10 protein-coding genes are annotated in these 11647 nt (G+C 43.4%); 5 read left to right on the forward strand and 5 right to left on the reverse strand.

Annotated features, from left to right (window positions below; translation table 11 throughout):
• Nucleotides 1–317 precede the first annotated feature (317 nt).
• Together IUZ65_RS01095 and gpmM are read right to left on the reverse strand one after the other, a co-directional pair.
• On the reverse strand, nt 318–1469 hold the full coding sequence (locus tag IUZ65_RS01095; RefSeq protein WP_195704939.1) for a murein hydrolase activator EnvC family protein: 1152 nt from the start codon (nt 1467–1469) through the stop codon (nt 318–320).
• Nucleotides 1470–1650: 181 nt separating this feature from the next.
• Nucleotides 1651–3180: a 2,3-bisphosphoglycerate-independent phosphoglycerate mutase gene (gene gpmM, locus IUZ65_RS01100; RefSeq protein WP_195705162.1), complete on the reverse strand. Its 1530-nt coding sequence runs from the start codon at nt 3178–3180 to the stop codon at nt 1651–1653.
• A 291-nt stretch (nt 3181–3471) separates the two neighbouring features.
• Between gpmM and IUZ65_RS01105 the strand changes: the two genes are divergently transcribed.
• From IUZ65_RS01105 to cysE, 4 genes are all read left to right on the forward strand, one after another.
• Complete coding sequence (locus tag IUZ65_RS01105; RefSeq protein WP_195704940.1) at nt 3472–3906, forward strand: rhodanese-like domain-containing protein; 435 nt, start codon at nt 3472–3474, stop codon at nt 3904–3906.
• 247 nt (nt 3907–4153) lie between these two features.
• Complete coding sequence (secB, locus tag IUZ65_RS01110) at nt 4154–4624, forward strand: protein-export chaperone SecB (protein ID WP_195704941.1); 471 nt, start codon at nt 4154–4156, stop codon at nt 4622–4624.
• Between the two features lie 163 nt (nt 4625–4787).
• Nucleotides 4788–5816: an NAD(P)H-dependent glycerol-3-phosphate dehydrogenase gene (gene gpsA, locus IUZ65_RS01115; RefSeq protein ID WP_195704942.1), complete on the forward strand. Its 1029-nt coding sequence runs from the start codon at nt 4788–4790 to the stop codon at nt 5814–5816.
• 2 nt (nt 5817–5818) lie between these two features.
• Nucleotides 5819–6640, forward strand: coding sequence for a serine O-acetyltransferase (cysE, locus tag IUZ65_RS01120; protein WP_195704943.1), 822 nt, complete (start codon nt 5819–5821; stop codon nt 6638–6640).
• Between the two features lie 84 nt (nt 6641–6724).
• Here the strand turns inward: cysE and IUZ65_RS01125 are convergent, their stop codons facing one another.
• From IUZ65_RS01125 to IUZ65_RS01135, 3 genes are all read right to left on the reverse strand, one after another.
• Entirely contained in the window at nt 6725–8074 is a 1350-nt protein-coding gene (locus tag IUZ65_RS01125) for an MATE family efflux transporter (RefSeq protein WP_195704944.1), read from the reverse strand.
• Nucleotides 8075–8223: 149 nt separating this feature from the next.
• Entirely contained in the window at nt 8224–9675 is a 1452-nt protein-coding gene (locus IUZ65_RS01130) for a dihydrolipoyl dehydrogenase (protein WP_195704945.1), read from the reverse strand.
• Between the two features lie 128 nt (nt 9676–9803).
• Complete coding sequence (locus IUZ65_RS01135) at nt 9804–10532, reverse strand: glutathione peroxidase (protein WP_195704946.1); 729 nt, start codon at nt 10530–10532, stop codon at nt 9804–9806.
• A gap of 184 nt (nt 10533–10716) precedes the next feature.
• Between IUZ65_RS01135 and oxyR the strand changes: the two genes are divergently transcribed.
• On the forward strand, nt 10717–11601 hold the full coding sequence (oxyR, locus tag IUZ65_RS01140; protein ID WP_195704947.1) for a DNA-binding transcriptional regulator OxyR: 885 nt from the start codon (nt 10717–10719) through the stop codon (nt 11599–11601).
• Nucleotides 11602–11647 lie beyond the last annotated feature (46 nt).

Genomic DNA, 11647 nt, shown 5'->3' on the forward strand with positions numbered 1-11647 from the left:
AAAACACTTTCTTCTATGAAGCTGGTGGTCGTTCATGAAGGCTCTGCCGAAGAACGTTTAATCTAAACTGACTCCCGTCACTCCCGTGAAAACAGAGTGCTGTTCGGTTAAGGTTATTTAAATCTGCCATCCCGATGAAAACTGACCTTTTTCACGAAAACCGACGTCATCCCCATGAAAATGGGGATCTAATATCACCAAGATTCCCGTTTTTACGGGAATGACGAAGTATTGAGCACTAACTGAACAGCATTATGTGAAAACGAAAATCTTCTACCCTCGTATTCCATTCATTTGTAGTTACTCATTGCCCGTTATCAACGAAGCAACCAGCTTTTCGGGTTCTGGGTTTTGCTATTTCTGCGGATCTCAAAGTACAAAGAGGCTTGTGCCCGCCCGCCGGTATCGCCCGCGAGTGCGATGGTTTCACCAGCCTTAATTTTATCGCCCTCTATCTTGAGTAGCGTTTGGTTGTAGCCATAAAGTGTCATATCCCCTTTGCCGTGATCCAGCAGTACAACTAAGCCATAGCCTCGCAGATACTCGGCAAATACGACGGTACCAGAATAGACCGCTTTTACGGGTTGTTCGTATTTGGCATCTATTACTAAGCCTTTCCAGTTGACCTGGCCGCTCTGTTTTGTGCCATAGCTGTGTAGTACTCGGCCTTTAAGTGGCCACGGTAGCTTGCCTTTCTGTCTTGCAAGCCCATCCATTGGAACGGTGTTACGTTTTGCGGCTTTCGCGATCTCAGATTTTAAGCGCGTTTCGTTTCGTTGTAATTCCGCTAGGTAACTTTTGTCATTGGAGATGTTGCCTTTTATCTTACCAACGGTTTTTTTACGCTGATTCTGCGAAGAGGCGAGGGCATCTCTTTTCTTGGTTTTTTGCGCCAGTAGCGCTTCAATTTGTTTTTGCTCTTGCACTAGTTGCGTATTTTTTTCATCCAACTTTTTACTGGTGGCATCGAGCGCTGTAATCGTTTCCGACCTCGCTTTGGCGAGGTGTTGAAAATATTGGCTTATTCTATCTTGCTCATCGCTTTTTCCCTGATTTAACATTGCGCCTACATCGTTATTTCTCTTGGTGATGTAATAGGTTTTAATCAGTTCTTCTAATGTGCTTTGCTGTTCTTGTTTTTTCTGTTCTAGATCTATTTTTTGTTGCTTAAACTGATCAAGATTTTGATTGGATTTTTTTAGCAGGCTTTGTGTTTTCTTAATGTCACTTCCCAAAGAAGAAATAGATAATTCTTGCTTCTTCAAGGATTTTTGCAGCTTGTTTAACTCTTTCTGTTGAGAGGTGACGGCATTTTTTTGGCGAGAAATTTCACTTTTTACGCCAGTTAGTTCGTCTTGACTAGCGTAGCTTGAAGGCGCGAATGCCATGCTGCTGAAGCACAACAGGTAACAGGCTCTGCTGAGCCAAATTAATCGGTTGGATTTGATGCTATATGAGTGTTGAGTCATTCGAAGATTATCATCTTGAAAAGAAAGCATTAGTAGAGGGTAGTATACTTCAATTAGTTAGAAGGGGAAGAGGACGATGAAAGTGAGGATAGAGCGGAGAGTGATAAAAGAATCGGCGTACCAACGAAAAAGCGCTCAAAATTCAAGAATCTTGAGCGCTTAAGTATCTTAGTGCTTTAAATTAAACTAGGACTTCACCTGTCATTTCCGCAGGAATTTCCATATCGGTTAGTTTAAGCATCGTTGGAGCAAGGTCAGACAGTTTGCCACCTTCTTTAAACGCAACGTCTTTGTTACCAACATAGATAAGTGGAACAGGTAGATTTGTGTGCGCAGTGTGAACACCACCTGTTTCTGGGTCTACCATCATTTCTGCATTACCGTGGTCGGCAGTGATGAGTAGTTGGCCATCCACTTCTTTGATTGCAGCTACAACCTGTGCCACACAACCATCGATAGCTTCAATTGCCTGCTCTGCTGCTTCATAAACACCAGTGTGACCTACCATGTCAGGGTTAGGGTAGTTACAGATGATATTGTCATACTCACCTGACTTAATGGCGGCGACCAGTTTCTCAGTAAGCTCTTCAGAGCTCATTTCTGGTTGAAGGTCATATGTTGCCACCTTTGGTGAAGCAACGAGGCTGCGAACTTCGCCTTCAAATTCATCCTCTACGCCACCGTTGAAGAAGAAGGTTACGTGTGCGTATTTTTCTGTTTCAGAGATACGTAGCTGGGTTTTACCTGCTTTAGATAGCCATTCGCCGTAGGTGTTTTCTAGCGTCGCTGGTGGGAATGCACAAAGTAGAGGAATGTCTGCAGCGTATTGAGTCAACATAACGAAATCAACGGCTGGAAACTTAGCACGTTCGAAGTCTGTAAATGCTGGTACAAATGTGCGCGTAATCTCACGAGCACGGTCAGCACGATAGTTCATAAAGATAACCGCATCGCCATCTTCAATAGCCGCCGATTCTTGACCTTCTGTTTTTAGTTCTGTTGGCTTAACAAACTCATCGTTTTCATCGCGAACGTAAGCGGCTGCAAGGCCTTCAACAGCAGAGTCATAAGTAAACTCAGATTTCGCATCCGTTAATAGGTTATAAGCTTGCTCTACACGATCCCAGTTATTGTCGCGGTCCATGGCGTAGTAACGACCCACTAGAGAAGCAACGCGGCCTTTACCTAGCTCTGCAAATAGGTCTTGGAAGCGTTGAAGTGATTTTTCTGCGCTACGCGGTGGGGTATCACGTCCGTCTAGGAAACAGTGAAGGTAAACTTTTTCAACACCACGTTCTGCGGCCATTTTAATAGCTGCGTAGATGTGGTCTTCATGGCTGTGAACACCACCTGGAGACATCAGCCCCATTATGTGTACGGCATTGCCAGTTTTCGCGGCTTTGTCGATGGCCGCAACAAGGGTTTCATTGTGTTGGAATTCACCGTCAGCAATAGATTTAGTGATGCGTGTAAGATCTTGATATACCACTCGACCAGCACCAATGTTGGTATGACCAACTTCAGAGTTGCCCATTTGACCATCAGGTAAGCCAACATCTAAACCAGAAGCAGAAATAAGAGTATTAGGCTGATTTGCAAACAAGCTATCCATGAACGGCGTATTTGCATTATTGATAGCATTGCTTGCGCTTTCTTCACGGTATCCCCAACCGTCAAGAATCACTAGCGCCATCGGCTTCTTAGTTGGCATATTTTTAGCTGACATACTTATGACCTCGTCAAATTTTTAAAAGATTCTAGAAAATAAATTAGTGTGATTTTACTACAGTTTTGAGACTAAGCGCAGATTTTTTGTTGGTGCGAGGTTTGTGGTTTGTTGTTCGAAGGCCAGAACTGCCATTACTGATAGTTTGAAATAGTGGTTGTTTAGTAATGACGGGCGTTCGCGACCGCGCAAATTTATTAAGATTCTAGCATCGGCTTGCGTTACTCGTTATACTCTCACACTACTTGAAAAACTAACGCGAAGAGCACTTTAGAAATGCAAGAATATATTGATTTTGTACAGGGCAACATGCTGCTGGCTATGGCTTTTGTTGGTATCGTTGTGGCGCTTATTTTAAACATCTATAAAACCTCGACGGCTAAATACAAAGAAATATCACCCGCTCAGTTAACTCAATTCATCAACAGAGATGAAGGAGTGGTGATCGATATTCGTACGAAGGACGAATTCAAACAAGGTCATATCACTGGTGCACTTCACATTTTACCGTCTGAAATCAAATCTGGAACGGTACCAAACCTTGAAAAATACAAAGAGAGCCCAATTACAGTGGTATGTAAAAGTGGCCAAGCTGCTACCGAGAATGCAAACCTGTTAGCGAAAGCGGGTTATGAGAATGTTAACTTGTTAAAAGGTGGCATTCTGTCTTGGAGCGAAGCAAAAATGCCACTCGTTCGTGGTAAAAAATAAAATTTATTGCACTGGATGTTTTATTACACTACTTAGTTTTATACGCTAAACAGTTTAATACGCTAAATAGGTTTTAATTCGACGAATAGTTTTAGAGCATTTTGCCGAATTAGATGTGATAGCGAGCACGAAATAAGTTGTTCATCTAGTTTTTGTCGACTTGCTCAGTTAGTCTCAGTGCATTCTCAATTTTCGTCCTATTAATGGACTTACAGAATTCTTTGAAAAAAGGTTTAAGGAAAACAACATGGCTGAAGCAGCACCGCAAGAAAACCAACAGAACTTTACTATCCAACGTATCTTCTTAAAAGACCTCTCTTTTGAAGCGCCTAATTCTCCTACTATTTTTCAAAAAGAGTGGGTTCCAGACGTTAAGCTTGATCTTGATACTCAAAGCCGTGAGCTTGGTGAAGGTGTCTACGAAGTAGTTCTACGTTTAACTGTGACGGTTAAAAACGAAGAAGAGACTGGCTTCCTATGTGAAGTTCAACAAGGTGGTATTTTCACTGCTGAGAAAATGGAAGCAGGACAACTTGCACATTGTTTAGGTGCTTTCTGCCCTAATATCCTTTTCCCATATGCTCGTGAAACAATTTCTAGCTTAGTGGTTAAAGGGACATTCCCACAATTAAACCTAGCACCTGTAAACTTCGATGCTTTGTTTATGAACTACCTACAGAATCAAACCCAAGCTGAAGAAACGCCAACTGACGCGTAGACTTATACCTTAGGTTTAGAGCATTCGCTTTTCTCTCTTCTAGATTCTGCTAAAGAGAAAAGAGAACGCTCAAGATTCGATATAAAAATGCACAATGCTTTATGCTTGTGCATTTTTTGCTTAAGCTAACTTAAGACCGACAACACAGACAGGAAAAGTGCATATGATTAATTCTCACAATGCCTATGGAAAAGAGATTGCAATGACAGTGATCGGAGCCGGTTCATATGGGTCATCACTGGCGATTTCGTTAGCTCGAAATGGCGATAATGTGGTTTTGTGGGGGCATGATCCTGAGCATATGCAGCGTCTTGAAAGTGACCGAGCTAACCAAGAATTTTTACCTGATATTACGTTTCCTGACACATTGATTGTTGAATCTGATTTAAAGAAAGCGGTTCAAGCAAGCAGAGACCTTCTCGTCGTCGTACCAAGTCATGTGTTTGGCATTGTACTTAAAAGCCTAAAGCCTTTTCTAAAAGAAGAATCTAGAATCTGTTGGGCAACCAAAGGTTTAGAGCCAGAAACGGGCCGATTACTTCAAGAGGTTGCGTACGATGTTATCGGTGATAGCTATTCGCTTGCGGTTTTGTCAGGGCCAACCTTTGCTAAAGAGCTCGCAGCCGGTATGCCAACTGCGATTTCGGTGGCATCCCCTGATGCTGAATTTGTCGAGCAACTTCAAGAAAAAATACACTGTAGTAAGACCTTCCGAGTGTATGCGAATAACGATTTTATTGGCATGCAACTTGGTGGTGCGGTCAAGAATGTGATCGCTATTGGTGCTGGGATGTCGGATGGTATTGGCTTTGGTGCTAACGCCCGTACGGCATTGATCACTCGTGGCTTAGCTGAAATGACACGTTTGGGCACAGCATTAGGTGCACAACAAGAAACCTTTATGGGAATGGCTGGTTTGGGTGATTTGGTGTTGACCTGTACCGATAATCAATCCCGTAATCGCCGATTTGGTCTCGCATTGGGACAAGGCAAGGATATTGATACCGCACAGGTAGAGATAGGCCAAGTTGTCGAAGGATACCGAAATACGAAAGAAGTTTGGTTGCTTTCGCAAAGAATGGGTGTTGAAATGCCAATAGTTGACCAAATATATCAAGTATTATACCAAAGTAAAGATGCTCGATTGGCAGCGCAAGACCTATTGGCGAGAGATAAAAAAGCGGAAGGATAAGTATGAAACACTGCAAGCCAAGTAATGTATGGCAGACGATTGTAAAGGAAGCACGCGAGCAGGCCGTACAAGAGCCAATGCTGGCCAGTTTTTACCACGCAACCATTATAAATCATGACAGTCTTTGTGCCGCGTTAAGCTATATATTGGCAAACAAATTAAAAACCGCTTCGATGCCCGCAATGGCGGTTAGAGAGGTGGTTGAAAAAGCGTTGGCGGCGGATCCTGAAATTACAGAATCAGCCGCGTCTGATATCTGTGCAACGGTAAACCGAGATCCTGCGGTAAGTCTTTATTCTATCCCTCTACTTTACCTGAAAGGGTTTCATGCGTTACAAGGTTATCGGGTTGCTAATTATCTATGGAAGCAAAAACGTTATGCTCTTGCTACCTATTTACAGAACCAAATTTCTGTTGCATGCCAAGTAGATGCACACCCTGCGGCGACGATAGGCAAAGGTATCATGCTTGACCATGCTACTGGTATTGTTATTGGTGAAACGGCTGTGGTTGAAGATGATGTGTCGATACTGCAAAACGTAACATTGGGTGGTACGGGTAAAGAAGGCGGCGATCGACATCCTAAGATTCGTGAGGGCGTGATGATTGGTGCGGGTTCTAAAATCTTAGGCAATATTGAGGTGGGCCGAGGAGCGAAGATAGGTTCTGGTTCCGTGGTGCTTCAATCCGTCCCTGAGCACACTACTGTTGCTGGCGTACCTGCAAAAATAGTAGGGCGACCGACAACCGACAAACCTTCTGAGGATATGGATCAGGCATTCAACGGTAAATCTAATGTTTACACTGATGGTGCTGGGATTTAGTTGATTTAGCCACGCGTCACTTTTTATACACGCACTGCGTTCGTTTCTAGACTCGAGAAGCGAACATGGTGAGTGGTCCCAGACTCAACACTCAACACTCAAAGCTAACATCTCTCTCCGTAGTCTAAGCGCGTATAAATACCCACACACACCACCGACCATATTACCTATCAACACACCCGCGAATAGCCCTTGAATGCCATATAGCCAACTGCCTATCCAAGCAGCAGGAAGGGTGAAAATAAACAACCTCATAAAACTCCAGTAAAATGCCTGTAGTGGTTGATGCATCGCATTTAGGCTGCTGACGAGCAACATAATAATGCCTTGGAAACCATAACTAAAAGGCACGATGATGAGGTAGAGCCAAATCAAATCATTCACCGCTTCTTCTCGACCAAACAGAGCCGCGATAGGAATACTGAGAGGAATCATCATGATGAAAATAAAAAACTGAAATACCAATGAAAAACGCATCGACATAAACATGGCTTCAAAGCTACGTTCGTAGTTTTTTGCACCTAAATTTTGCGCCATAAAAGGTGTGAGGGCGGAAGTTAAGGACATGACAACCAATAACAATAACGACTCAATACGTTGAGCGGCGCCATAAGCCGCAACGGCAGCAGTACCATGATTGGCTAAAAGCATCATTAGAACGGCACCTGAAATGGGAGTCATTGCAGTAGAAATACCAGCAGGCGTACCTATTTTCAAAACCTGTTTCCAGTCGGCAATAATGTATGAAAAATTGGGTAGACTAAGTAGTTTTTCTCTCTTGATCAAAAGATAGAGTGAGCAGAGAAGGGCGCCAAACCAGCTTACACCACTGGCAATTGCGGCACCTTGAATACCTAACTCAGGGAAGGGGCCATAGCCAAATATCAATAGCGGATCCAGAATGCCGTTAATCAGTCCCGCCACAATCATAATTTTGGCGGGGGTCTTGGTATCGCCTGTTGCTCGAATAGCGCTATTACCAGCCATCGGAATGACCAGCAAAGGAATCGTGACATACCAGATCAGCATGTACTCTTTAATAAGCGGTATGAGTTTATCTTCAGCGCCTAAAAAACCAAACAGAAGCTCAATAGTAAATAGACCAAAGAGCGAGGCGATTGAAATAAGTAGTATTGCGAGTAGTAAACCATGGGAAGTAAAATGTGCCGCATGTTTGTTTTCGCCCTGACCTAATAGACGTGCAATATTCGTTGATAGGCCAATGCCTATCCCCATGGTAATACAGTTGACGCCGAAGGTGACCGGGAAAGTAAAACTTATTGCGGCAAGTGCATCAGTGCCAAGCAAGGAGATAAAAAAGGTATCAACAACATTAAACATCAAGATCGCAACTAAACCAAACACCATAGGTACGGTCATGTTTCGAAGAACTTGAGGTATCGGTGCCGTTAACAGCCCGTGTCTATCTTGCATGCAATATTCACAAAGGGGATTGGGTAGCTAGGATACCGTTTTTTTTGGGGTTCTCATAGAAGGGGATTTTTAAAAGATCACAATGTGTTGAGAGTTTTGAGTCCGAAGCCCCTTAGTGGCTCAAAACCCAAAACAAAGTATTCGTTAGATTAACAACCCGGACCACAATCCAGACAATGTTCAATTGTCTCTGGACCAAGATGTAATTTGGCGTTTAGGTCTCTAAGTGCGGTACGAACGCCTTCTTCTATGACAGGATGATAATAAGGCATGTCTAGCATGTCAGAAACCGTCATTTTATTTTGGTGTGCCCATGCGAGTAAATGGGCAAGATGTTCTGCGCTAGGCCCTATCATTTCAGCGCCTAAGAATCGCCCTGTACCTTGTTCACCATAGACATGCAATAAACCCTTATTGCGAAGCATTACACGTGACCGACCCTGACCTTCAAACGACACTTTCCCCGTCGCAAAGCAGCCACAGTTACCCAAACGTTCCGTTATCTGCTTATACGTTTCGCCAACCATCGCAATCTGTGGGTCAGTAAAAACAGCAGAAATAGATGAGCGTCGAAGCCCGGCCCGGATATCAGGATGACGACCAGCGTTATCTCCCGCTATACGACCTTGATCTGCCGCTTCATGTAACAACGGTATTTGATTGCTTGCATCACCTGCAACAAAAATACTGGCGACAGAGGTTTGTAATGTGAAGTGATCCGCCGTTGGTATTCCCCGAGCGTCTAATTCGATATCCGTGTTCTCAATATCCAGTTTATCCACATTGGCTCTACGACCGGTGGCCGCGAGAACATAATCGACAATAAATAGTTCTAGTTCATCGTCTTGGTTGATGAACTGTATTTCCACTTTATCGTCAACGCGCTTCATGCTTTCAACTTTTACGTCGGCGTTTAAGTAAAATTCTTCTTTAAAGGCGTTGTTAGCGTATGCCATGACTTCTGGGTCAGTGATAGGGCCGACTTGTCCGCCAACACCGAATAGTTTTATTTTGACACCTAAACGATGCAATGCCTGACCTAGCTCAAGGCCAATTACTCCGGGACCAAATACGGCGACCGATTCAGGTAGATCGTCCCAATCAAACACATCATCATTGATAACTAATCGGTCGCCAAGGTCATTCCAAACTGCGGGGTATGCAGGTCGAGAACCTGTTGCGATAATGATACGGTCTGCTTTTATTTCCGTATGCTCATCGACGATCAAGGTGCTGTTATCGATAAATTTGGCATAACCTACAACTTTATCTTCAGAAGGGATCTCATCTACCCCTTCAAGTACAAAGCCTACAAAGCGATCTCTTTCTCTTTTTATTCTGTCCATCACTTCACGGCCATTAATCACTATTTCGCCTTGAGGGTGAACGCCGAATGCAGGGGCTTTTTCAATCTGATGAACACTTTCTGCGGCTGCGATAAGCAGTTTAGATGGCATGCATCCAACTCGGGCACATGTTGTCCCAAAAGGACCGCCTTCAATTATCACGACGTTTTTATTATGTGCTTTTGCTGCACGATAGGCGCCAAGACCCGCTGTACCACCGCCAATGATGGCCACATCTACACTGATTTTTTTCATGAGAGATCTCTTTTGTTAGCTTGTGCTTTGTTTGAATGGTGACTTTTTCTATAGAGTATTGTGCGTAACCGTGAACTAGGATTACGCACAATGTAGAGAGCGTGAATGAACGCTCTCGGTTTGAATGATTAGCCTAAGAATGCCTCTAACTCTTCACTTCCACCAATGTGCTTACCACCAATGTAGACTTGAGGTACCGTTGTTTGTCCTGTTACGGCACGTAATGTAACGGTCGTTGCATCTTTACCAAGTACCACTTCTTCAAACTGAAGGCCCTTCGCTTTTAGATCTTGTTTCGCTTTAGAACAGAACGGACAGCCTGGTTTCGTAAATACAGTGATAGATTCTTGAGTTTTGTATTCAGGTGCGACGTATTTAAGCATCGTATCTGCATCAGAAACTTTGAACGGGTCGCCAGGTTCGTTTGGTTCGATGAACATTTTTTCAACAACCCCATTCTTAACTAGCATGCTGTAACGCCATGAACGCTTGCCAAATCCGATCTCACTTTTGTCTACCAACATGCCCATGCCGTCTGTGAAGTCACCGTTGCCATCAGGGATAAAGGTAATGTTTTCTGCTTCTTGGTCATCTTTCCATGCGTTCATAACGAATGTATCGTTGACGGAGACGCAAAGGATGTCGTCGACACCATGGTCTTTGAATACAGAGTTTAGCTCGTTATAGCGAGGTAAGTGGCTTGAAGAACACGTAGGAGTAAATGCACCCGGTAGGCTGAATACAATCACCGTTTTGTCTTTAAAAAGCTCATCCGTTGTCATACTGATCCAAGCATCACCTTGACGAGCTGGGAAAGTAACTTGTGGTACGTTTTGACCTTCTTTAGATGCTAACATAATAATTTCCTTGGGTTTAAATATAGATTGTAGATTAAGTTTAAAGCCTAATTTGGCAGAAAAAATAATTAATTTAGCGGAGACGTCTCCGTTTCGTTGACGCTATTATTAGATATTTCGTTTGATAGTTCTAATCGTTTAATACTATAGTAACGATAGTTAACTTCTATCTTGGGTATAAAAAATGAACATTCGAGACTTTGAGTATCTTGTAGCTTTAGCTGAACATAAACATTTCCGTAAAGCAGCAGAAGCCTGTTTTGTGAGCCAACCTACGTTAAGTGGTCAAATTAGGAAATTAGAAGACGGGTTAGGGACCACGCTATTGGAGCGAAGCAGTCGCCGAGTTCTGTTTACCGAATCTGGTTTGCAGTTAGTCGATCAAGCAAAAAAAATCCTAAGTGAAGTAAAAACCTTTACCGATATGGCGAGTTTGCAGGGTAAAGAAATGAGTGGTCCGCTACATATTGGTTTCATTCCTACGGTCGGTCCGTATTTGATGCCAAAAATTGTACCTAAGTTAAAAGACGACTTTCCTGATCTCGATCTCTTTTTACATGAGGCGCAAACTAACCAGTTAGTTAATCAATTGGAAGAGGGGCGGTTGGATTGCTTGGTACTGGCTTCCGTCGCTGAAACGGAGCCGTTTAAAGAGATAGAACTTTATACGGAACCTCTCTATGTAGCCGTTCCATGTGGACACGAATGGGCAAACCAAGATGAATTAGATATGCAGATGCTTAATGGGCATACCGTGCTGTCGCTAGGGGATGGGCATTGCTTGAGAGATCAGGCGTTAGGTTTCTGTTTTGCTGCTGGAGCGAAAGATGATGAGCGTTTTAAGGCGACAAGCCTAGAAACACTTCGAAATATGGTTGCCGCGGGTGGAGGGATAACATTGTTACCCGAGCTTTCGATTCCAGAAAACAAGCTTCAAGACGGTGTGAAGTATTTGAAAGCTAAAAAGCCCGTACCATCGCGTCAAATTGTTCTTGTTTATCGGCCGGGTTCCCCGTTGCGACATCGTTTCGAAGAACTGGCAAATTCGATCGCGAGTTATTTGGTATAAGTGAATTTTATCCCCACTTTCGTGGGGATAATGGAGTTTAGTCTCC

This window comes from Vibrio sp. VB16 (assembly GCF_015594925.2).
GTDB lineage: Bacteria > Pseudomonadota > Gammaproteobacteria > Enterobacterales > Vibrionaceae > Vibrio.

Coding starts and splice junctions, on each gene's coding strand:
- IUZ65_RS01095 (WP_195704939.1), bottom strand. CDS start 1,469: ATGACTCAACACTCATATAGCATCAAATCCAACCGATTAATTTGGCTC.
- gpmM (WP_195705162.1), bottom strand. CDS start 3,180: ATGCCAACTAAGAAGCCGATGGCGCTAGTGATTCTTGACGGTTGGGGA.
- IUZ65_RS01105 (WP_195704940.1), top strand. CDS start 3,472: ATGCAAGAATATATTGATTTTGTACAGGGCAACATGCTGCTGGCTATG.
- secB (WP_195704941.1), top strand. CDS start 4,154: ATGGCTGAAGCAGCACCGCAAGAAAACCAACAGAACTTTACTATCCAA.
- gpsA (WP_195704942.1), top strand. CDS start 4,788: ATGATTAATTCTCACAATGCCTATGGAAAAGAGATTGCAATGACAGTG.
- cysE (WP_195704943.1), top strand. CDS start 5,819: ATGAAACACTGCAAGCCAAGTAATGTATGGCAGACGATTGTAAAGGAA.
- IUZ65_RS01125 (WP_195704944.1), bottom strand. CDS start 8,074: ATGCAAGATAGACACGGGCTGTTAACGGCACCGATACCTCAAGTTCTT.
- IUZ65_RS01130 (WP_195704945.1), bottom strand. CDS start 9,675: ATGAAAAAAATCAGTGTAGATGTGGCCATCATTGGCGGTGGTACAGCG.
- IUZ65_RS01135 (WP_195704946.1), bottom strand. CDS start 10,532: ATGTTAGCATCTAAAGAAGGTCAAAACGTACCACAAGTTACTTTCCCA.
- oxyR (WP_195704947.1), top strand. CDS start 10,717: ATGAACATTCGAGACTTTGAGTATCTTGTAGCTTTAGCTGAACATAAA.